Source organism: Tannerella forsythia (genome assembly GCF_003860135.1).
GTDB classification, from domain to species: Bacteria; Bacteroidota; Bacteroidia; order Bacteroidales; family Tannerellaceae; genus Tannerella; species Tannerella forsythia_A.
Map to the genome: position 1 here is coordinate 1 of NZ_RQYN01000035.1, position 21,367 is coordinate 21,367.

At 50.0% G+C, this 21,367-nt stretch carries 19 protein-coding genes and 1 tRNA gene; 12 read left to right on the plus strand and 8 right to left on the minus strand.

Annotated features, from left to right (window positions below; genetic code table 11):
• On the plus strand, nt 1-199 hold a 199-nt coding region (locus EII41_RS09230), incomplete at its 5' end, for a hypothetical protein (protein ID WP_221620715.1).
• A 152-nt stretch (nt 200-351) separates the two neighbouring features.
• Here the strand turns inward: EII41_RS09230 and EII41_RS09235 are convergent.
• From EII41_RS09235 to EII41_RS09255, 5 genes are all read right to left on the minus strand, one after another.
• The gene (locus EII41_RS09235; RefSeq protein ID WP_124790355.1) at nt 352-1,338 is read right to left on the minus strand and encodes a sugar phosphate isomerase/epimerase family protein; all 987 of its coding nucleotides are present in this window, start codon (nt 1,336-1,338) and stop codon (nt 352-354) included.
• A 19-nt stretch (nt 1,339-1,357) separates the two neighbouring features.
• The gene (locus EII41_RS09240) at nt 1,358-2,896 is read right to left on the minus strand and encodes a RagB/SusD family nutrient uptake outer membrane protein (RefSeq protein ID WP_124790356.1); all 1,539 of its coding nucleotides are present in this window, start codon (nt 2,894-2,896) and stop codon (nt 1,358-1,360) included.
• A gap of 24 nt (nt 2,897-2,920) precedes the next feature.
• A complete protein-coding gene (locus tag EII41_RS09245; protein WP_124790357.1) occupies nt 2,921-6,385 on the minus strand; it encodes a TonB-dependent receptor in 3,465 nt (1,154 codons plus the stop codon).
• 202 nt (nt 6,386-6,587) lie between these two features.
• The gene (locus tag EII41_RS09250) at nt 6,588-7,568 is read right to left on the minus strand and encodes a FecR family protein (protein WP_124790358.1); all 981 of its coding nucleotides are present in this window, start codon (nt 7,566-7,568) and stop codon (nt 6,588-6,590) included.
• Nucleotides 7,569-7,615: 47 nt separating this feature from the next.
• Complete coding sequence (locus tag EII41_RS09255) at nt 7,616-8,167, minus strand: RNA polymerase sigma-70 factor (RefSeq protein WP_260425538.1); 552 nt, start codon at nt 8,165-8,167, stop codon at nt 7,616-7,618.
• A 301-nt stretch (nt 8,168-8,468) separates the two neighbouring features.
• On the opposite strand from EII41_RS09255, the gene EII41_RS09260 reads away from it, so the two are divergent.
• The 9 genes from EII41_RS09260 (at nt 8,469) to EII41_RS09295 (ending at nt 15,690) form a co-directional block, all read left to right on the plus strand.
• Nucleotides 8,469-9,425 carry an NAD-dependent epimerase/dehydratase family protein gene (locus EII41_RS09260; RefSeq protein WP_124752308.1) on the plus strand — a complete coding sequence of 319 codons (957 nt, stop codon included), beginning with the start codon at nt 8,469-8,471 and terminating at the stop codon, nt 9,423-9,425.
• 18 nt (nt 9,426-9,443) lie between these two features.
• Nucleotides 9,444-10,025: a phosphatase PAP2 family protein gene (locus EII41_RS09265; RefSeq protein WP_124790360.1), complete on the plus strand. Its 582-nt coding sequence runs from the start codon at nt 9,444-9,446 to the stop codon at nt 10,023-10,025.
• Nucleotides 10,022-10,900, plus strand: a complete 879-nt coding sequence (locus tag EII41_RS09270; protein ID WP_185711880.1) for a phosphatase PAP2 family protein — start codon at nt 10,022-10,024, stop codon at nt 10,898-10,900. Before EII41_RS09265 ends, EII41_RS09270 begins: the two co-directional genes overlap by 4 nt.
• Before the next feature lie 178 nt (nt 10,901-11,078).
• The gene (locus EII41_RS09275; RefSeq protein ID WP_124752311.1) at nt 11,079-11,621 is read left to right on the plus strand and encodes a pyruvoyl-dependent arginine decarboxylase; all 543 of its coding nucleotides are present in this window, start codon (nt 11,079-11,081) and stop codon (nt 11,619-11,621) included.
• A gap of 218 nt (nt 11,622-11,839) precedes the next feature.
• Nucleotides 11,840-12,205: a hypothetical protein gene (locus EII41_RS09280; RefSeq protein ID WP_124790362.1), complete on the plus strand. Its 366-nt coding sequence runs from the start codon at nt 11,840-11,842 to the stop codon at nt 12,203-12,205.
• Nucleotides 12,206-12,484: 279 nt separating this feature from the next.
• Nucleotides 12,485-12,616 (plus strand): hypothetical protein, encoded by a 132-nt coding sequence (locus EII41_RS14560; RefSeq protein WP_260425539.1) that lies wholly within the window; start codon nt 12,485-12,487, stop codon nt 12,614-12,616.
• A gap of 875 nt (nt 12,617-13,491) precedes the next feature.
• The gene (locus EII41_RS09285) at nt 13,492-13,977 is read left to right on the plus strand and encodes a hypothetical protein (RefSeq protein ID WP_124790363.1); all 486 of its coding nucleotides are present in this window, start codon (nt 13,492-13,494) and stop codon (nt 13,975-13,977) included.
• A 52-nt stretch (nt 13,978-14,029) separates the two neighbouring features.
• The gene (locus EII41_RS14165; protein ID WP_124790364.1) at nt 14,030-14,269 is read left to right on the plus strand and encodes a hypothetical protein; all 240 of its coding nucleotides are present in this window, start codon (nt 14,030-14,032) and stop codon (nt 14,267-14,269) included.
• Between the two features lie 251 nt (nt 14,270-14,520).
• On the plus strand, nt 14,521-15,690 hold the full coding sequence (locus EII41_RS09295) for a leucine-rich repeat domain-containing protein (RefSeq protein WP_124790365.1): 1,170 nt from the start codon (nt 14,521-14,523) through the stop codon (nt 15,688-15,690).
• A gap of 476 nt (nt 15,691-16,166) precedes the next feature.
• On the opposite strand, the gene EII41_RS09300 is transcribed toward EII41_RS09295, so the two are convergent.
• Genes EII41_RS09300 through pepT form a run of 3 tightly spaced genes read right to left on the minus strand, consistent with a single transcriptional unit; the run spans nt 16,167 to nt 19,479 of the window.
• Nucleotides 16,167-17,168, minus strand: a complete 1,002-nt coding sequence (locus tag EII41_RS09300; RefSeq protein ID WP_124790366.1) for a Gfo/Idh/MocA family protein — start codon at nt 17,166-17,168, stop codon at nt 16,167-16,169.
• The gene (gcvT, locus tag EII41_RS09305) at nt 17,165-18,250 is read right to left on the minus strand and encodes a glycine cleavage system aminomethyltransferase GcvT (RefSeq protein ID WP_124790367.1); all 1,086 of its coding nucleotides are present in this window, start codon (nt 18,248-18,250) and stop codon (nt 17,165-17,167) included. Before gcvT ends, EII41_RS09300 begins: the two co-directional genes overlap by 4 nt.
• A gap of 2 nt (nt 18,251-18,252) precedes the next feature.
• A complete protein-coding gene (gene pepT, locus EII41_RS09310) occupies nt 18,253-19,479 on the minus strand; it encodes a peptidase T (protein WP_124790368.1) in 1,227 nt (408 codons plus the stop codon).
• A gap of 189 nt (nt 19,480-19,668) precedes the next feature.
• Here pepT and EII41_RS09315 point away from each other — a divergent pair.
• Together EII41_RS09315 and EII41_RS09320 are read left to right on the plus strand one after the other, a co-directional pair.
• Nucleotides 19,669-19,745 (plus strand) — tRNA-Thr (locus EII41_RS09315).
• A gap of 147 nt (nt 19,746-19,892) precedes the next feature.
• Entirely contained in the window at nt 19,893-20,843 is a 951-nt protein-coding gene (locus EII41_RS09320) for a glycosyltransferase family 2 protein (protein ID WP_124752351.1), read from the plus strand.
• Nucleotides 20,844-21,367: the final 524 nt, after the last annotated feature.

Consider the following 21,367-nt stretch of genomic DNA (forward strand, 5'->3'; position numbering starts at 1 on the left):
AGAAACAAAAGTTTCCGTGGCAGAAACAAAAGTTTCCGTGGCGGAAACTGAGGTTTCCATGGCAGAAACTGAGGTTTCCGTGGCGGAAACAAAAGTTTTCGTGGCAGAGACTGAGGTTTCTGTCATCGAAATTCGGAGCGCTTTCAATCATCGCCGCGTTTCCCGATTCGGAAAGCCGGTTTTCTTTACCGCGATGTAATATACGGACCCCCTTGTCTCGCCGGCCGGCCGATTCCCACTACTCAGGCTCGTTGGAGACTTACTCCCGTTAGATAATATACATGATAGTCAAACCCAAAAAAGCCTGCCCCAACGGTGCGTGGGGCAGGCTCTTATAAAGGAAAGACGCGATTAGCGGGCGATATAGTCGGTGTAATACTTGTCGATATAGCCCTTCAGCATTTTAATCGAAGCAGGTACGGCGGTATCGGGGTTTTCCTTGCCTTCGAACTCGAGTGTAAGGTAGCCCCTGAAGCCGACGTCGTAGATATGTTTGATGATACGATCATAGTCAAGATCGAGCGTGTACCATGTCCCACCTCCGTTATACGTCTTGGCCGAGATAAAAATCGCTTCGGGAAGTACCTGAGCCAGTTTGTCGTAAGGCTCTTCGAGGAAATTACCCGTATCCACAAGGAATTTCAACCAGTTGGAACGGACATTCTTCTTGATCCGAAGCATCCCTTCGGGTGTACCGGCAATGCCCCAATGATTCTCGAGAGCGAGCGTCACGCCACATTCTTCGGCTACGGGCAGACACTTGTAGATCGCATCTTCTACCCATCCGAACGCATCATTATCCGTATATCCTTCGACAGGTTTTTCGATTCCACGCGCTTTCATCAGGTTATCGAACGAGCCGCTGGTTCCCCATGTGCCCGAGTTCAGGCGCAGCGCAGGGATTCCCATCTTATAAGCTAACCGGATGCAACGGATCGTATGGTCTACCATCCGCTGACGATACTCCTTATCGGGATTCACCCATCCCTGATGAATGCAGAGGCATACCAAAGCGACACCGTTTTCGTAGGCCAATCGTTTCAGCTTCTGCAAATAGCTGTTATCTTCGCTTTCCATCTGGCGATGCAGTACATCGACCCCTTCGATGCCCATATCGGCCGCTTTGAGAATACACGATTCGATGGAATCTTTCCGCTCACGGAATCCCCAATACGAATACGTTGATACCGCCAGTTTGAGACGTCCCTGCACTTGTTGCTTGCCGGACACTGCCTCTGAAATTTCCGGCACCGTGTTGCTTGCAAACGTCGGGACTCCCAAACCGGCCACAATACCGGCAGTGCTTTGCGCTAAGAAAGAACGACGCGATAATTTCATAACTTGACCTCCTTTCCTATTAATATCCTTCGTTCTGCTTCAAATTGTTATTGAGTGATATCTCGCTGTCGGGAATCGGAAGCACATTGTCTTTCTTGATATTATACCCGTTCGGAAACTTCGTTTCCAGCTTTTCGCCCAAGGCTCCGAACACGTCGCACGGATAGTATTCCGGTCCGGCGTTCCAACGTTTGATATCATCCCAGAATTGTCCTTCGAGCGCCAGTTCAATACGCCGTTCATGACGTAGCGTTTTCCGGGCTTCGGCCTGTCCTAGCCCCTTCTTCACCGGCGGCATCTTCACGTCTTTGCGTTCGGTACGAATACGGTTGATCAGATCGATCGCTCCATCGATATCCTTATTCAGCTCAATCATCGCTTCGGCGCGACACAGCAGCACATCGCCATAACGCAGAATCATAAAATCGAGAGGAGATTGACGACCTACGACCGGCATCGTCTCGATCGTATATTTACGGATACCGAAACCGACCTTTTGTCCTGTATGGTTCTTAATCTCGGTCGGATACAACTGCCCCTGAAAATAAGCACCCGGACGCAGAATGGTAAAGTCGAGACGTGGGTCTCTGTTTTTGTAAGGATCATTCTTGTCGACCGGAGTACCGTCAAGGGTCTCATATTCATCGACCAGCAACTGAGTCGGCGCAACCGAGTTGGAGCCGTCGATTCCGTATTTCAAATTTTGAGGTTGCCAGTAACGGTCGAAGATACTTCCCTGCTGAAACACCCCGTCCATAAAGCTCAAGGCAAAGAGCGTTTCGGCATTACCCTCGTTTTCATACTGGAATAAACCATAATACGTAGGGAAAAGTTGATACTTGTTCAACGCATCGATTTTGTCGCAATATTCCAACACTTTCTCCCATTCGGAGGTGTACATGTACGTTTTCATCTTCATCCCTAATGCTGCGCCTAACGTCGCCCGTCCGTTATCCGGAGAGTTTTTAGGCAAACGCTTGATGGCTTCGTCGAAGTCTTGACGTACTTGTTTCCAGACCTCTTCGGCCGATGCACGTGTCAGCTTACGTCCCTCCTCCGGCGTGATTGTTTTGAGCACGAGCGGCACGCCTCCATACGAACGCACGAGCAGGTCGTAGAAAAGGGCACGCAAGAAATAGACTTCGCCCAGCATCACTTCTTTTGCCGCCGCGTCCATATTCGGAACCTTATCTATGTTTTCCAAAAAGTAATTTGCACGATAAATTCCTCCGTAACAATATTTCCAGCGATTAGAAACGATTCCTCCGATACCGGACGTAATCGTTCCGTTGCCGACCTGTTTCTGTTTGCCTTCCCAATGCGCCCATTGATAGGCATTCGGCGTACAAGCGTCATAACCGCCTCCATAACCGTACACATAATTATTTCTCAATACACTGTACACTCCGTTCAAGGCCAGTTTCGCATCATCCGGTGAAGTCCAGAAGATTTCGTTTGTAATCTTATCATCCGGCAATATGTCCAGATAACTTTCGCATGAGCTGAGTCCCGTCAATGTGACGACGGTGAGCATCATATAGATTATTTTTTTCATCATTCTTTCATTTTGAATTGTTAAACATCAAAAACTTACATTCAGTCCTAAAGAGAAAACACGCGGAATCGGATAGTGATAGCCGCCCCTGTCGAACGAATCCCGTTCGGGGTCAAAACCTTCGTATTTGCTGCTCACGATCGTAAATACATCCGTTGCGTTCAGATAAATGTATAACTTTTGCAAAAACAGGCTACGAGTAACATCTCTCGGCACGTTATATCCTAACTGAATATTTTTCAACTTTAAAAACGACATGTTAGCCGACCAGAACGACGACTCCTGACGATGCCAATCGGCATCGAGCGTAATCAGCGGTATTTCATTATTCTTATTTTCCGGTGTCCATGCACCCTCCCACTTCTTCGTGATCGTTCCTCCGGATACACCTAACGGAATAGTCCAGTCATTTCTGAAATACCCTTTCACTCCGGCTATTCCCGAGAACTGTACATTCAGGTCAAAACCTTTCCACGAGAGACTGCCGTTGATACCATACGTAAATTTCGGGATCGTATTACCGATTTCCTCTTTATCGCGGTAATCCAGTTTGCCGTCTCCGTTCACATCCTTGTAACGAATATAGCCTTCTTTGGGCTTAAAGCTATTGTTTTTCATGTGTGTTGCACCCTCTTCGTCGGTCTGATAAATACCCTCCTGAATGAAGCCGTACAATGTCTTATACGAATAGCCTTCTCGGATGAGGAAAAGCTGATCCGGAGATTTGCCTCCGCGGAATTTCGTCACCTCATTGTCTACATACGTCAGATTCGCTCCGATGCTGTAAGACAAGCCCGAGCCTTTGTCTTGATCTTGCCAGGTTATCCCCAGCTCCATTCCGGTATTCTTCATTCTACCGACATTCTCGAACGGAGCGCCCATATCTCCCAAGACGGATGGAATAGGAAGCTGGACGATAATATCGGTTGTCAGACGCCGGAAATAATCGGCTTCGAGATTCAGGCGATTATTCAGGAATCCCATATCGAACCCGAAATCGGTCGAGGTCGTTGTTTCCCACGTAATATTCGGATCGACCAAAGCGGTGATAGCCGCGCCGGGCGCCAACGTATTGTTGAAATTATAACTGTTCGGATAATCTTGTGTAATAACCGTCAGGTAAGGGAAATAATCGGCGTTGCTCGGATTAGCTGTGTTCCCGATGTTCTGATTTCCGAGTTTACCCCACGAAGCACGCAACTTCAAATTGCTGAACAGATCGAGGTCTTTGATAAACCGTTCTTCTCCCAAACGCCAGCCGGCCGAGAAAGATGGGAAGAGTCCCCAGCGATGCCCTTTGGCAAAACGCGAAGACGCATCGGCACGCAGGTTGACTTCGGCCAAGTATTTTCCGTTCAGGGCGTAGTTGATCCGACCGAACCACGACATCATGCGCCACATGTATTTATTCCCGTCGGCAAAAGGATTCCTGGTTCCCGAAGCAATCTGATGCAGCTCGGGTTTGGACGGATCCGTTTTTTTCGCTTTCGTGTAACGGCGTGTCGTAGCCTCCTGCTGATATCCGAGCAACAGACTCACGTCATGAATTTTGTTAAATACGCGATTGTAATTCAAATTCGTAAAGAATGTCGAATAATATTCATCGACCATGGTACGCGATATCTGCAACGTAGACGGATAGTCGAGCGGTTTCGTCGGGTTCGACCGGTTCAGATCCGTATAGCAGGTGGCCAACTGATTATAATTATCGATATTCCGATGCCAATATTGTCCGCTGTAGTGCGCGCTCAGAGTCAGTCCTTCGAGCAGGCGCAACGTAGCATACACATTCCCTTTGAGGAAGTTCGTCGTCGCCTCGTTCTTACCGTTATACAAATCGGGGAACGGATTACGGGTATCGACGATCGGGAGTCCGGCTTTCGGTCCCGAAAGGTAGAGCGCCTGTGTGCCTCCGTATGTTTTGCCGTCCTGCAAATAGGGAGTAGAGAACGGATGGCCGTTAGACATCATATAGAAAGCACGTTCGATCCCTGAAGAGTAGCCTCCGTCATAATCGACAAACGACTGATTCGATACGGTACGCATCACACGCCCTCTTCCGCCGAAAGTCAGCCACTCGCCTACTTTGGCTTCACTGTTAATAGAAAGATTATAGCGTTCCGAGTCGGTGTTTTTAATCGTTCCGTTATTTTTCAGGTACCCCATCGAAAGGTAGCTGTTCGATTTTTTTCCGCCAAACGTTGCGGACACGTTGTGCTGTGTCGTAAAAGCATTTCGGAACACTTCATCGAAATAGTTCGTACTCGGATATTTATACGGATCTTTGCCGGAAGCGAAAGCATCGATAACGTCCTGCGGAAACAGCGGATCGCCACCTTCGTTCGTGACGGCTTTATTCCATAGCTGCATATAGTGCGGGCTATCGGTAATCAGATCGTATTTCCGTCCGAGCTGCTGCACCCCGAAATATCCGTTATAGTTGATGCGCACCTGCTCGCCTTCACCTTTCTTCGTCTCGATCAGGACAACACCATTCGCCGCACGAGAACCGTAGATCGCTGCCGATGCCGCGTCTTTAAGGACCGTGATCGAGGCGATGTCGCTCGGATTCACGTCCGACATACGCCCTTCCACACCGTCAATGAGAATCATCGGATCGGTATTGTTCAGGGTGCCGTAACCACGAACACGAATCGTTGCACCGTCGGCACCGGGAGCACCGGAGTTTTGGCTGGCCCATACACCGGACACTTTTCCGGAGAGTGCTTGCGAAGGATTCGTAATCGGTCGGTTCTCCAGCTCCTGATTGTATTTAACCGTCGAAACGGAACCGGTCAGGTTCGCTTTCTTCTGCACACCGTAACCGACCACCACGACTTCTTCGAGGGCCTTTGTGTCTTCACGCAGTATCACATCGATCACATCTTTTCCTGCAGTAGAAACGGTCTGTTCGACATAACCGATATACGATACATGTAGGGATGCTCCGGCAGAAATTTCGAGCGTAAAACGCCCGTCGATATCCGTTACCGTACCGTTAGTCGTTCCCGCCTCTACGACGTTAGCTCCTATCACGGCTTCGCCCTGTGCATCGGTAATCCGTCCGGAGATCGACTTCCTGTCGGTAGCCTGCTGCAAACCGGGATTGCCCGTTCCGGTCTTGTCCTTATGGGTGATCACGATATACTTATCGACCAGTTTGTAATTCATATCGGTATTTCCGAACAGCTGATTAAGCACCTCCGGCAGTTCTTTCTCGCCTGTCCGGATACTGAGTTTAGATTGTGTATCTACTATCGCACGATTGTAAAAGAAACGATACTCCGACTGTTTCTCTATTTCACGAAAAACATCGGGGAGTGTTACGTTTTCAAGAGCAAGATTGATTTTTGCATGCTGCGAATGCGTTACATCAGCCTGTAAAACGGACGAGACAGACAACAAGACAACGGCTGTCAGACCGATTTTCAGGCATAATTTTCGCAAGGTCTGATGAAGATGACCTTTCATATAGTTCAATGCATTTTCCATATTTATTTGTTGTATTGCGATTTTAATTGAACAATTGTTATTATTTGATTTAAAAAAATGCAGACTGTCATTGTCGGACAGTCGGTCGGGTTATTTCCGAACAAGCAGAATTATCCGTAGTTCGGTTCTTATTTTCCTCTTTATATCATACGCATTCCTCCTCTCTTTGTAAGGTTTATATATTTATGAATCTGTCTGAATTTCATCGGATAAATACGGTATTTTCGTCTATAGTATAACTGATACGAAGGCTTGTTTTCAGCACATTCATAATTGTTTCGAGCGAATCATAATCTTTGAGCGTCCCTCCGAAAGTGGCTCGTTGTACTTCGGGATTGTCACAGAGGAATTTTACATGATACAGTCGTTCGAGGCGATGGATCAACTCTCCGAACGTCATCTTATCGAAAACAAATTCGCCCCGACGCCACGAAGACAAAAGCTCCACATCTTTCTTCTCGACCGTAAAAGTACAGGTGCTTTTATCATACGTAAATACTTCACCCGGACGGAGGGCATGCAGCCACTTTCCACTTTCGATCGTAACCCCTCCTTCGAGCAAGGCAACCGAATTCGTTTCTTCCTCTTCGAACGCATATACATTAAATGAAGTACCTGTCACACGATAAGTCAGTCTTTCGGTACATACAGAGAATGGACGCTGCTTATCCGTTTTCACCTCAAAATACGCTTCCCCTTTCAGGTATACGGTTCGCTCATGATCGCCAGAGAAATCGCCGTATAAAAGTGAACTGCACGCATTCAGCCACACAACCGTTCCATCCGGCAGTATCGTTCTCGATTTATCGCCGACGCCTGTTTCTATACGGGTTTGAGCCACGGTATGCTCCGGCTTTTTTTCCATTATATGACGACTCCCAAAAACCGAAAGCATACCAAGGATAACAAACGCGACATAGCGCATCCAAGAGAAACGGTTGACGAAGGGTTTGCCTGCGGGTTGATTGACAAAAACCGTTTTCCGGAACATATCCCATTGCGACTCAACACGACTGTTTTGTCGCTCGTATTTCATACGTCCCGAATCATAAACGTCTTTCATCGAACGGAAATACATCCTGTTCGCCTCGCTTTCTTCAAGCCATTTCAGTAACGCCGCCTGCTCCTCGAAAGAAGCACTGCCCGTCAGATATTTTATGATCAGCGTATCCGTCTGCGTCATGTTGTATCGCTCTTTTTTGGATATGACGCGCCAAATACCGGAACTACTTAGCGAAAAACGAAAAAAATGATCAACAAAGTCGGTAAATAGTCATTGAACGCTGTTTTAAAAACTTTTAACGCGTTATATATCTGGACTTCTACGGTGCGGATGCTTAGCCCCAATTTCTCGGCGATTTCTTGATTTTTCATCCCTCGGTAGCGACTCATCTCAAAAATCTGCCGGCATTTTGCGGGTAACTTCTCCATTATGCGATGCATCATCCCATGTAATTCCTTAACATAGAGATCAGCTAAGGGATCAGGAATCTCCGGGTGCAGTTCGATTTCGCGAATACGCCATCTGACGGCCTCTTCACAGGCTGCACTGACCTTGCGCGAACGGATATAAGACAGACAGCGATTGTGTACGGATCGAAACAAATACGATTCGTACGAATGTATTCGGGAGTCATAATGCTCCCATAAGCTGATAAAGCATTCCTGCACGATGTCTCTGGCACATTCCTCATCGTCTACATACTTACGGCAAAATGCAAACAGTTTCGGCTGCATCCGCCGAAACAGCGATTCGAACGCCCGGATATCCGGTTTATTCATTGATTTGGTGTTCATATCATGGTATGATGTCTTCTGCGATTGTCCGGATTCACACACTCCCGAACGGATGCAAACTTACAAAATATCTATGGGTTCGTAAAGCTATGCCGTATTTATTTACCCTATTTAGTCAAGATACCGAACCGGGAATATTTGAAAAAGACAAGGCAACAAAGTGAAACCGACGAATCATGATACGCAGCAAAACTTTTTATACCTCTATGCGTAAATTAAAAAATTATCGTGTACATTTGCGCCTCGAAAATTGGAAGTAATCCGTTAATTTAACTAACAAAAAAAGATGAAGAACATATTGGTGATAGGCTCGACCGGACAAATCGGTTCGGAGCTGACCATGGAGTTGAGAAAGCGTTACAACGGAAATGTGGTAGCCGGGTATATTTCCGGCGCGGAACCTAAGGGAATTCTGGCCGAGTCCGGACCTTCGGCTTTGGTAGACATTACAAACGGGCAACAGATCGCCGACACGGTCGGCCGGTATCAGATCGATACGATTTACAATCTGGCCGCGCTGCTCTCGGCTGTGGCGGAATCCAAACCGCAGCTGGCGTGGAAGATCGGTGTGGACGGACTGCTGAACGTGCTCGAAGTAGCGCGCGAGAAGCAATGTGCCGTATTCACCCCCAGTTCCATCGGAGCGTTCGGGCCGGACGCCCCGAAAGACAAAACCCCTCAGGATACGGTGCGCAGCCCGCACACGATGTATGGCGTAACGAAAGTGACCGGCGAGCTGGTGAGCGACTATTATTTCCGTCGTTTCGGGGTAGACACGCGTGCCGTACGTTTTCCGGGACTGATCTCGTATGTCGCTCCTCCGGGCGGCGGTACGACCGACTATGCCGTAGATATTTTTTACTCGGCCGTGAAGCGGGAAAAGTTCTTCTGCCCCATTGCAGCCGGCACCTTTATGGACATGATGTACATGCCCGACGCGCTCCATGCCGCCATCCAACTCATGGAGGCCGACCCGTCGCGCCTCAAACACCGCAACGCGTTCAACATCGCCTCGATGAGCTTCGACCCGGAAATCATCTGCGCACAGATCCGGAAATACCTGCCCGACTTCGAAATGGAATACCGCATCGACCCGTTGCGTCAGGCCATCGCCGAATCGTGGCCGAACATGATGGACGACACCTGCGCGCGCGAAGAATGGGACTGGGCACCGCAATATGATTTAGACACGATGACCCGCGACATGCTCGAAAAACTGAAAGAAAAAGACTTGTCGTCATGAATCAAAAAACCGGTTGAAATGGAAGAACTGCTGGCCTACGAGCACGATCTGTTTACGTGGATCAACAGTACGCACACTCCTCTGACGGACGCGTTGCTGTGGCCGTTTTCGGGTACGCTCATCTGGTGTCCGGTAGTGCTGGTACCGCTTTGGTTTTACTTTCGTAAGAGACCTGACCGACTACCGGCTTCCCTTTCGATTGGACTGATTATTCTGCTTTGCTGCCTCACCTCCGACCTCGTTTTCAAGCCCTTGTTTTCGCGCTTCCGCCCGACGACGCACCCGCTTTACCTCGAACACGTCAGGTTGTTGAAAGAATACACCGCCAACGGATTGTACGGTTTCATCTCCGGCCACACGACGAATGCGTTCGGTTTTGCCATGCTCTCGTCGTTGCTGATTAGAAAACGGCCGTACACAATCGCTATTTTCGTCTGGGCCTTGGCGATGGGGTATTCGCGCATCTATCTGGGCGCCCATTTCGTATCGGACGTATGGGCGGGGATGATTGTGGGGAGTCTGCTCGGAGCACTCGTCTTTCTCCTCTACCGATGGGCGACCCAACGTTATTTCATTTCTCATACCCCCACCGAAGGATGATAAAAAAGTACTTCCTTTTACTGCTCGGCACGGCCTGCTCGCTGCACGCAACCCCTTCGGAGGACGACACGCCCGGTGTTTTTCCTGTTTCGCCGGAGCGGCGCTTTCTCGAAAAAGATTCGCACACCACGATGGTGGACTCGAATAGATCTCTAACGTTCTCGTCGGAAAGATTCTCAACCTTTTCGCTTGGTGATGCCGAAAGGAAAAAGCGTCAGCCTATCATCACTCGGTTCATTGTCCCGACGTTATGCCTCGCTTACGGCACGGCCGCACGGTTCAACGAAAGCCAGATCCGACGTTTCGACAAACACATTGCAAGGCAGGTCAACAAACATATCGACCGTCACTACGGCATCGATAACTCGCTTCCAATCATGCAGGCCGCCGTTGCGTGGGGGCTCGATTTCGTGCCGGGCGTCGAAGCGCGACACAATTTTCGCGACCGAACCCTGATTCTGGCTACATCGTACAGCCTTATGTTCGCGTTGGTTTACACTACGAAAGAGCTGACGGGCGTAGAGCGTCCGCGTCAATGGGGCGAATACAACGCTTTCCCTTCGGGGCATACGGCCGTAGCCTTCACCGGAGCGCATATCCTGTACAAGGAATATCGCGATCATTCGCCGTGGATCGGCGTAGGCGGTTATGCCGCTGCGGCGGCGGTAGGCGCGCTGCGGGTCATCAACAACGCTCACTGGGTAAGCGACGTGATAGCCGGAGCGGGCGTCGGCATACTCAGTGCCGAAGCAGGTTACCTGATGCTTCCCGTGTGGCATCGGTTGCTGGGAATAAACGGAGACGAACGACAATTCGCCCTGATGCCTCAACTCGGAGTCCGCACGGCCGGACTCGGAGTCGTGTACGTTTTTTAATACAAAAACGTAAGCATTCTCCGAAAAATCGTAAAATAGTTACATCTTATCGCCCTAAAATACAAAAGATGTTTGTATTTTTGTCGGCCGTTTGGGTTGAAAGTCTGTGAATGATGATTGACGGCAGGCGGCTGAATCATACATTGAATATTAATTGAATTAAAAACAGATTTGAAAGATGGTAAAGAAAGTAGGAAATCTGATTCCGAATACCTTTTTTATGGCAAAAGGTAGCGGCGATTCCGATCTGGAAAAGCATGCGGGTTCGTATCACATGGCATTGTTCGATGCGGGAATTGCCGATTTTAACATCATGACGTATTCGTCCGTTATTCCGGCTACGGCCCATTTGGTGACGATGGACGAAGTCGATCTGCCTCCGTTCGGGTCGGAGTTGAAAACGATTATGGCCGTTTCGCACGGTTATCAGGATGAGTTTATCTCGGCCGGGCTCGTATATGCGTGGATGTATAAGGACGAGAATTTCGACGAGAAAGCCGGAGGGTTGGTCTGCGAAGTGAGCGGACGTTACCGCATCGAAGAGCTGGAAGCGCGTCTGATTCGCGTTATCAACGATCTGCATCAGCGTACATACAGCAAGTTTTATCTGGGCGATCTGAATTTCGTGACCGAAGGAATGACCATCGAACGGCGCTACGGCACGGCGCTGGCGGCATTATGCTTTACGGATTTTCTTCTGCCCGAAATCAAAGAGAAATAAAAAACGATTTTTTTTGGTGTGTTCGCTCCCGAACCGTTAAGGGAGCAGTAAACTGAGTACTATTTTGGACGACGGCTGCAAGGGGAAACGACTCCTTGCGGCCGTTTTCTTTTTAGGGTGAAGAAAAGCGTCTGTCAGCCGAACAGGAAAAAACCGAACGCGCTACAATAATCAAAGACGATGTCCGTTTTATCATCGGACGTAATCAAATACAGAAAATGATGAACAAAACGAAATCATGGACGAAATGGATTCCCGAAGCCTTTTTCACGCTTCTTCTGATCGGAACATTCCATCCGATCACGATCGGATTAGCGGTATTGTTAGGTGTATTGTTTCTGATTCGTAAGCAACCCCTTCCGGCGGTTATTTTGGGATCGATCCTCTCGGTACTCTTCGTAATGGGCAGTTTATACATGACCCTCGCGTTGCTTTCGGAATATTACGAATTTGAAACAGGCTCGTGGGAAGCCATACGGATGCTCGTCGTGGGAATGCTTATTATGGGTACATCGTTTGTGATGGGCATCGTGATGTTAGTGAAATACCTCTCTTATTCTTCGCGGATACAATATAGTCATTGAGCAGTCAGCCCTGCGGGGGAGGGATTGTTGAGGTGTTGATTTGTTTGCCGGTCGACATCCCCCCTTTCCCCCCTTCGAAGGGGGAAGAGCGAAGCGAAGGGGGATGTAATCACTTCAAAGGGGGAATGCCCGGTACACACCGAACCATGTACCCGCATAACCATTGACAATTAAATTCGCGTCTATTCGCGGTTATTTGCGTTCTGAACATCGTCATTCGTCATTGATTTACGCGTTCGGACATTTGTCATTCAGAGCGCGAGCGATGAATTCCTCACTATGTTCGGAATGACATATTACATGCCCTGCGGAATACAAGGGCTGAAAGCCCGAATTATTTCAGCCCAATGCGAAGCGAAGCGGAGCGTTGGGGAAAAAGGACGTATTCCGTCGGGAGGGCTGAAAGCCTGACATAATAATTGTTAATGGTTATGCCTTGCGGGGGTTGAGGGGTTGGCTACAACAATTACGAATTACAAATTACGAATTACGCAAGCTGATGGCTGATGGCTGATGGCTGCCGATTAAGTCAGGCTTTCAGCCCTTCAAACAAGGAATGGGCGTCGATCCCCCACCCTGACGGGGAGCGGGCTTTCAGCCCTTGTGTTCCCTTGCGGGCGTTGAAATGTTGAGTTGTTTAGTTGTTTAGTTGTTTACCGGTCGACATCCCCCCTACCCCCCTTCGAAGGGGGGAATCCGTGGTACACGCCGAATGATGTACCCGGTAAATAACCATTAACCATTGACAATTAACATTAAATTTGCGTTCATTCGCGCCCATTTGCGTAATTTGCGTTCGGAACATCGTCATTCGCGTTCGGATAACCACCAAAAAATAAGGGCGAACACACAGGTTCGCCCCTACATTGACTACTTTTCACTCTTCACTTTTCGTTTTTCACTTTTCGTTTTTCACTTTTCGTTTTTCACTTTTCGTTTTTCACTTTACGATCATTTGCGTTCGGACGGCAAAATTGAGTAATTTACTCATACGAAATTGAGTAATTTACTCATTGTGCTACCCGAAAGACGACCATATCTTTGCACCGGTAAAAACAATGAAAAGGGAAACAAGGTTATGAAACGCGAAGGCACACAAATACGACCGATAGCGCAACCCCTTACGTCTCAGCATGTCTCATGCGGAGCGAAGGGCGTTATGTATGGTTTCATCATAAAAACACAGAGCTTATGAAAAGAACAGTTTTTTTCGCGGCCGACGGGCTCCGGCCGCACGCAAGTAAGCGAGCCCGCAGTAACCAACCCTTAAACGAAAGGAGAATCGTATGAGCAATCTGATTTCGGCCCGGGTAACCGACGAAGCCGTGGCCGCGGCCAAAGCCAAAATCGTCGAAATCAACGAACAGTTGCCCTTCCTCGTGGCCCTTTCGGCCGCGCAGAAGAAGCGTCGCCGCGTCATGGGGCAGAAAAGCGTAGAGTATGTCAATCTGGCGCTGCGCGGAGCCGACCATTTCGGCAAGTACTTGCCGGTCAACTTTAACCGCGAGGAGTTCGAGCGCGATGTACGCCTCGTCTCCCAGCTCTGGGACATCCGCGTACCCTTAGCCGCGCTCCTTGAAAGTTTGGACGACACGATCTTCGCCGCCTCGACCGATGCCATGGCGCGCGCCGACGAGGTCTACCAGTTCCTCAAAGCCGCCGGACGAGCCGATGCCGCCGTCAAGGCACACGTCGAAGAAATGCGTAAGCGGTTCATTCGCCGAACCGAAAAGCCCGCGCCTCAGCCGGACAATCCGACCGAGACACCGTAAAACTTCCGCCAAGCGTGCGCGGAAGAAGTCCGAGAATGAAAATCATTCGACGATGAATGAAAATCATTCGACGATGAATGAAAACCATTCAACCGAGAATGAAAACCATTCAACGATGAATGAAAATCATGCAACGGTGAATGAAAATCATGCAACGATGAATGAAAACCATTCAACGATGAATGAAAATCATGCAACGATGAATGAAAACCATTCGACGATGAATGAAAACCATTATTTAGTAGTTATTTACCGGGTACATGATTCAACGTGTACCCGGAATAACCATTGACAATTAATTAACGATGTTCCGAACACAAATGGCGCAAATGACGCAAATGAACACAATTAAGTGAAAAACGAAAAGTGAAAAGTGAAAAAGGAAGCAAAGTAGTTAAAGGTAGTCAGAGTAGTAAAGAATAACAATTGACAATTAACAATTGACAATTAATATGGGCGTCTCTACACCGTGTACCCGGAATGACAATTGACAATTAATTTACGCTGACCACTAAATTGCGAACAATTAAATTACACAAAACAATGAAAAAGAAAACATTTACTTTGATCATGGGGCTGCTGTTGACAGCCCTTGGCGCTGCGGCGCAGAACAGCGGCACCACCGGGCCGCTTACGTGGAACTATAATGCCGGCACCAAAACCCTCTCCATCACCGGAACGGGGGCCATGCCGGACTATACCTTTCCGGGAGGCACCAATCGGCCCTGGCATGCTTTCCGGGACGAGATCAAAACCGTCTCCATCGGCAATGGTGTGACCTCCGTAGGAAAATGCGCCTTTACCGAGTGCAGCAAGTTGCAAAGCATCACGCTGCCGGCTACGCTGACCGAAATTAAATTTCACGGCTTCTCTTATTGCAAGGCGCTGCAAAGCATTACGCTACCGGCTGTCCTTACGAAAATAGAAGATTATGCTTTTATCAGATGCCCGGCTTTAACGGCCTTTAAGGTGGATCCCGGCAACGCCCATTTTACCGCGGCCGACGGCGTGCTCTACAACAAAGCAAAGACCCGCCTCATCTACTACCCCGCAGGGAAACCGGCTACGTCCTTTACCGTACCGGCGGGCATTACCAGAATTGGGCCATGTGCCTTTGATGGATGTAAAGAGCTGCAAAGCATCACGCTGCCGGCTACGCTGACCGAAATTGAATTTCACGGCTTTTTCAATTGCACAGCGCTGCAAAGCATCACGCTGCCGGCTACTCTTACTGAAATCGGATATAACGCCTTTTACGGCTGCACTTCACTGAAAAGCATCCATATTCCAAGCGCTGTCAGCGATATAGCGTATTCGGCCTTTAAGAATTGCAAAGCCCTGACGGAGGTAATCGTCGGTTGGGACACGCCGCTTGCCATCGATGCGGATGTCTTTGACAACGTTACCCTCTCGGGCGTAACACTAAAGGTACCCAAAGGCACCAAGGCGAAGTATCAGGCTGCGCCTGTCTGGAAAGACTTTAAGATCAATGAGACTACAGCCAATCAAACGGTCGACGGGTTGCGCGTCTTCGCCGCCGGCAGCGCGTTGTATCTCACGCTGCCCAAAGCCGAAACGGTACATATATATAATGTAGAAGGTGCCCTCGTGAAGACGCTCGCGCTCCCCTCCGGTGATCACGTTCAGCCGTTGCCGTCGGGCGTGTATCTGGTGCAGACAGGAGAACGAGTAACGAAGATCCTGATCAAGTGAAAAACGAAAAGTGAAAAGTAGTCAAGAGTAGTCAGCAAGTAGTTAATGTAGGGGCGAACCTGTGTATTCGCCCTTATTTTTTGTGTCGTGTTGGCAGATTATCAGAACGCAAATGACGCGAATAACCGCAAATCAACGCAGATTTAATTGTCAATTGTCAATGGTTATTCAGCATTCAGTCATCAACATTCAGATACCACAAGTTGCACAAGTTTATGACAAGTTGCACAAGTTTTCATTTGCGTTCATTTGCGCCATTTGTGTTCATTTGCGTTCGGAACATCGTAAATTCCCCCCTTCGAAGGGGGGAAAGGAGGGATGTTCATATCCACGCCATCGAAGGGCGAACACACAGGTTCGCCCCTACACGGCAAACAACTCAACAATTCAACAACTAAACGCCCGAAGGGCTATCAACAACTCAACACCTCAACACCTCAACGCCCGCAAGGTCATAACCATTAACAATTATTATGTCAGCGTTCGTCGGCAGGGAAGCGCACACCGAGCTGACGGCGGATTTCGTCGAGTATTTCCATCGTGATCAACGAGTGGGCGTGCGAGTTGACGGCCGATTCCATCGTGCCGGATTGGATCAGGTCGATAAATTCGGCTATTTCGTAGTAGTATTCGTTATGGGTGGGAGGCACGAGCAGGTCGACCGTTTCGCCTTTGCGAGGAGTGAAGCTCACTCGACTGATGATGTTGATGCGGTCGGCCGTAATCGTTCCGCTTTCGCCCTGAATTTCGGTAGGCAGCGTCGAGTCGGCGATTTTTCCGTAGAGGACGGTCGCGTCGAGGCCTCCGTCGTACGAAAATTGAACGGCTGCCTGCCCGTCGACACCGCTGAAAAGTTTGACGCCCGAAGCATGGACGGTCTTCGGTCGGCCGAAGAGTACGACCATGGGATAAATCGTGTAAACACCGATGTCCATCGTGGCGCCGTTGCTCAGTGCGGGCTGAAAGGCGTTGAGCACAACGCCCTCTTTGAGTTTGTCGTAGCGCGACGAGTATTGGCAGTAACAGGAGAAGTAGCGCCGGAGAGTTCCGACGCGTGGCAGTTGCTCGCCGATGGCGCGGAAGCCGGGCGTGAGCGTTGGTTTCATCGCCTCCATCAGCACGACGCCCTGACGACGTGCCGTGGCGATCATTTCGCGCGCTTCGGCAGCGTTCGAGGCCAACGCTTTTTCGCACAACACGTGTTTGCCGTGGCGTATGCACAGGATGGTCTGCTGCGCGTGAAACGCGTTGGGCGAAGCAATGTAAACGGCATCGATCAGGGGGCTGGCCGCCATCGCTTCGAGCGAGGTAAACGTATGCGGAATACGGTGTTTGTCGGCGAAAGCCCGCGCCGTTTCGTGCGAGCGCGAACAAACGGCCGAGAGTTCGAACCGTTCGTCTTCGCGCCCGCCGGCAATCACCCAGTCGGTAATAAAATTCGTACCGACTACGCCGAAACGGATTTTGTTCTTCTTCATTTGCGGAACGGCGGTTTGACGATCCGCGCCTTCAGGTCGCGGTTACGCACACGGATGCACACGTCTTCGCCCACCTTGGCGTGGCCGGCCTCCACGTAGCCGAGACCGATACCGATTTTCATCGTCGGAGACATCGTACCCGACGTTACGCGGCCGATCACTTCGCCCTGCGGACAAACGATTTCGTAGCCGTTACGCGGCACGCCCTTCTCCAACAGTTCGAAAGCGCAAAGCTTGCGAGCCACTCCTTCTTTCTTCTGCTTCTCCAGCGCGGCGCGGTTGACGAAGTCTTTGCCGTCGACGAATTTCGTAATCCACCCCAAACCGGCTTCGATGGGCGACGTCGTGTCGTCGATATCGTTTCCGTAGAGGCAGAATCCCATCTCCAGACGCAGCGTATCGCGCGCTCCCAGTCCGATGGGGCGGATGCCTTCGGGTTTACCGGCCTCGAAGAGGGCATCCCAGATCTTGCGTCCTTCGTTCGGATAGAAATACAGTTCGAACCCTCCCGCGCCGGTATAACCGGTGTTGGAGATGATCACGTTCGGACATCCGGCAAATTCGCCCGTGACGAATCCGTAGTAAGGAATCGACGAGAGGTCGACCGGCGTCAGGCGTTGCATCACCTCGGCGGCTTTCGGCCCCTGCACGGCCAGCTGCCCCATATTGTCCGACGCGTTTTCAAGCTCGGCGCCCATCGTGTTGTGCTTCACGCACCAGTCGAAGTCTTTCTGCACGTTCGAAGCATTGACCACGAGCAGGTATTTCTCGTCTTCGTAATGATACACGATGATATCGTCGACGATACCGCCCTGCTCGTTGGGGAAATAGCTGTACTGCGCCTTCCCGACCGGCAGCGAAGCGACATCGTTCGACGTCACTTTCTGAAGCAGTTCGAGCGCTTTCGGCCCTTTGACCCAGATTTCGCCCATGTGCGAGACGTCGAAAACGCCTACGCTCCGGCATACGGTCTGATGTTCTTCGATAATTCCGGCATATTCGATCGGCATGTTATATCCGGCAAACTCATGCATTTTCGCACCCAGTGCGATGTGTAAATCGGTAAATGGTGTTGTCTTCATTTCTATTTCGTTTGATTGGTTATGATATGACATAGTTGAATAATCGTTTCCTTGCTTTTTTCGAGCGAACGGACCGGCAGATATTCGTATCGTCCGTGGAAATTCAGTCCTCCGGCAAACAGGTTCGGGCAGGGCAATCCCATGAACGACAGACGCGCCCCGTCCGTACCGCCCCGCACCGGACGAATACGCGGCGTAACGCCAGCCGCACGCATCGCCTCGCGCGCGTACTCGATCATCTCCATTCTCGGCTCGATGATTTCGCGCATATTGTAATACTGGTCACGCACCTCGATCGTTACGCAACCGGGATACCTCGCCTCCATCTCATGTACGAGCCTACGGAGCAAGTCTTTTTTCTGCTCAAAAAGAGACCGGTCATGATCGCGAATAATATAATGTAAGGAAGCCTCCTCGACGGTCGCTTCCAAGCGTGTGAGATGAAAAAAACCTTCGTACCCGCTCGTTTTCTCCGGCCGTTGTTCGGGTGGCAGCGAAGCGCTCAGCTCCGTAGCCAGCAGAGCGGCGTTCACCATCTTGTTTCGGGCATAGCCGGGATGTACGTTCCGCCCTTTGATCGTGATTACGGCCTCCGCGGCGTTGAAATTCTCGTACTCCAACTCGCCGATTTCCCCGCCGTCGATCGTGTATGCCCAGTCGCAACCGAACTTGTCGACGTCGAACCGGTCGGCTCCCCGCCCGATCTCTTCGTCGGGCGTAAAGGCGACGCGCACCTTGCCGTGAGCGATCTCCGGATGCGTAAGCAGGTATTCCATGGCCGATACGATGGCAGCCACGCCGGCCTTATCGTCGGCCCCCAGCAACGTCGTCCCGTCGGTAACGATCAACTCCTGCCCCACGTAGTTGGCCAGCTCCGGAAACGTATCGGGCGAGAGCACGATCCGCTCCGCCTCGTTCAGCACGATCGTGCCGCCGTCGTACGTCACGATGCGCGGCTTCACGTCCTTGCCCGTCATATCGGGGCTGGTATCCATGTGAGCGATAAATCCGATGGTGGGGATGCCTTCACGCTGTGTGGTGGCAGGCAGAGTGGCCATGACGTAACCGTTGGCATCGAGCGAGACGTCGTCCATCCCGATGGCCGTCAGTTCCTGCGCCAAATATTCGGCCAAATGCAGTTGCCCGGGTGTGCTGGGCGTCGTCTGCGCGTCCTCGTCCGACCGGGTATCGAACGAGACGTAACGAAGAAAACGATCGGTCGTGTTCATGTACTTTTTTGTTTGCGCAAAAGTACGAGAATTTTCAGGATAACGAAAAAAAATTTGATTAGTTGGAAAAAGAGCGTATCTTTGCGCCGGGAAAGTCCTACACGACCAGCTCCCTCGGAATCCCCCCAGGGCTTGACCGCAGCAAGGGTACTTGGTTGTAGCGGTGCGATGTAGAAAGCTTTCCCACCTGCCTCTTTAGCTCAGTTGGCCAGAGCACGTGATTTGTAATCTCGGGGTCGTTGGTTCGAATCCGACAAGAGGCTCCAAAGCGAGAGAAATTTGAGCTTTTTCATGAGCGCGCCGGATGCAAAGTAAACGAATGTATCCGGCGCGTGTTTTATACACGAGGTAGAATTTCCCTTAAACAAATTTTTATTTTACCTTTGCCAACCAAAACAACGTAAATAAAACCGATGGATATATCAGTAGTCGTACCTCTGTATAACGAAGCCGAATCGCTGCCCGAATTGCACGCGTGGATCGAACGGGTGATGAACGAACATCATTTCAGTTACGAAATCATCTTTGTCAACGACGGAAGCACCGACCATTCATGGCAGGTGATCGAGCATCTGGCACGACAGTCGGCACACGTGAAAGGCATCAAGTTCCGCCGTAATTACGGTAAGTCGCCGGCGCTGCACTGCGGATTCCAACGCGCCGAGGGTGACGTGATTATCACAATGGACGCCGACTTACAGGACAGCCCCGACGAAATTCCCGAACTCTACCGGATGATCAAGGAAGACGGCTACGACATCGTGTCGGGATGGAAAAAGAAACGCTACGACAACAAGCTGACCAAGAACCTCCCCTCCAAACTCTTCAACGCTACGGCACGGAAGTTCTCGGGCATCAATCTGCACGATTTTAACTGCGGACTGAAATCGTATCGGCGCGAAGTGGTGAAGAATATCGAAGTCTACAACGACATGCACCGCTATATCCCCTATCTGGCCAAAATCGCCGGATTCAACAAGATCGGCGAGAAGGTCGTGCATCATCAAGCGCGTAAATACGGCGAAACGAAGTTCGGTCTCGACCGCTTCGTCAATGGATACTTAGACCTGATTTCACTGTGGTTCACCTCGAAGTTCGGGAAAAAGCCCATGCACTTCTTCGGGCTTTGGGGAAGCGTGATGTTCCTGATCGGGTTCGTAGCGCTCGTCGCCGTGCTGATCATGAAACTGGTTTCCATGTACAACGGCGACCTGCGGCCGCTCGTAACCACCTCGCCCTACTTCTACATCTCACTCACGGCTATGGTAATCGGTACGCAACTCTTTTTGGCCGGATTTATCGGCGAACTGATCTCGCGTAATGCTCCGAGCCGCAACAAGTACAAAATAGAACAGGAGATTTAAAGCCCTGAGGGCGTTTAAAGGTTAGTTAGAAAAGGAGTCAGAGTAGTAAAAGGAGTCAAGGTAGTCAGAGTAGTAAAGAATGACAATTGACGAATGACAAATGACGATGTTCGAACGCAAATTACGCAAACGACGCGAATTTAATGTTAATTGTCAATGGTTAATGGTCATTTTCCGGGTACATGATTCGTCGTGTACCATGTAAATTCCCCCTTTGAAGGGATGACATCCCCCTTCGCTTCGCTCTTCCCCCTTTGAAGGGGGCAAGGGGGATGTTCATATCCACGCCATGGCGGGCAAACAACTCAACAAATCAACAATTCAACGTCCGCAGGGCTATAAACAACTCAACAACTCAACGAATCAATACCCAAAGGACTGACTGCTGGATGGCTGAATAGCATCACACACGCCGAATCCATATTTTTTAGTAAAACATCGATGGAAAAACGTTTATTTTTTTTGAAATAAACATCTCCTACGTTTTTTTGCACACAAGCGCATGAACCTTTCTCCCTCACCTT

Coding starts and splice junctions, on each gene's coding strand:
- EII41_RS09235 (WP_124790355.1), bottom strand. CDS start 1,338: ATGAAATTATCGCGTCGTTCTTTCTTAGCGCAAAGCACTGCCGGTATT.
- EII41_RS09240 (WP_124790356.1), bottom strand. CDS start 2,896: ATGATGAAAAAAATAATCTATATGATGCTCACCGTCGTCACATTGACG.
- EII41_RS09245 (WP_124790357.1), bottom strand. CDS start 6,385: ATGGAAAATGCATTGAACTATATGAAAGGTCATCTTCATCAGACCTTG.
- EII41_RS09250 (WP_124790358.1), bottom strand. CDS start 7,568: ATGACGCAGACGGATACGCTGATCATAAAATATCTGACGGGCAGTGCT.
- EII41_RS09255 (WP_260425538.1), bottom strand. CDS start 8,167: ATGAATAAACCGGATATCCGGGCGTTCGAATCGCTGTTTCGGCGGATG.
- EII41_RS09260 (WP_124752308.1), top strand. CDS start 8,469: ATGAAGAACATATTGGTGATAGGCTCGACCGGACAAATCGGTTCGGAG.
- EII41_RS09265 (WP_124790360.1), top strand. CDS start 9,444: ATGGAAGAACTGCTGGCCTACGAGCACGATCTGTTTACGTGGATCAAC.
- EII41_RS09270 (WP_185711880.1), top strand. CDS start 10,022: ATGATAAAAAAGTACTTCCTTTTACTGCTCGGCACGGCCTGCTCGCTG.
- EII41_RS09275 (WP_124752311.1), top strand. CDS start 11,079: ATGGTAAAGAAAGTAGGAAATCTGATTCCGAATACCTTTTTTATGGCA.
- EII41_RS09280 (WP_124790362.1), top strand. CDS start 11,840: ATGATGAACAAAACGAAATCATGGACGAAATGGATTCCCGAAGCCTTT.
- EII41_RS14560 (WP_260425539.1), top strand. CDS start 12,485: ATGTTCGGAATGACATATTACATGCCCTGCGGAATACAAGGGCTGAAA.
- EII41_RS09285 (WP_124790363.1), top strand. CDS start 13,492: ATGAGCAATCTGATTTCGGCCCGGGTAACCGACGAAGCCGTGGCCGCG.
- EII41_RS14165 (WP_124790364.1), top strand. CDS start 14,030: ATGAATGAAAATCATTCGACGATGAATGAAAACCATTCAACCGAGAAT.
- EII41_RS09295 (WP_124790365.1), top strand. CDS start 14,521: ATGAAAAAGAAAACATTTACTTTGATCATGGGGCTGCTGTTGACAGCC.
- EII41_RS09300 (WP_124790366.1), bottom strand. CDS start 17,168: ATGAAGAAGAACAAAATCCGTTTCGGCGTAGTCGGTACGAATTTTATT.
- gcvT (WP_124790367.1), bottom strand. CDS start 18,250: ATGAAGACAACACCATTTACCGATTTACACATCGCACTGGGTGCGAAA.
- pepT (WP_124790368.1), bottom strand. CDS start 19,479: ATGAACACGACCGATCGTTTTCTTCGTTACGTCTCGTTCGATACCCGG.
- EII41_RS09320 (WP_124752351.1), top strand. CDS start 19,893: ATGGATATATCAGTAGTCGTACCTCTGTATAACGAAGCCGAATCGCTG.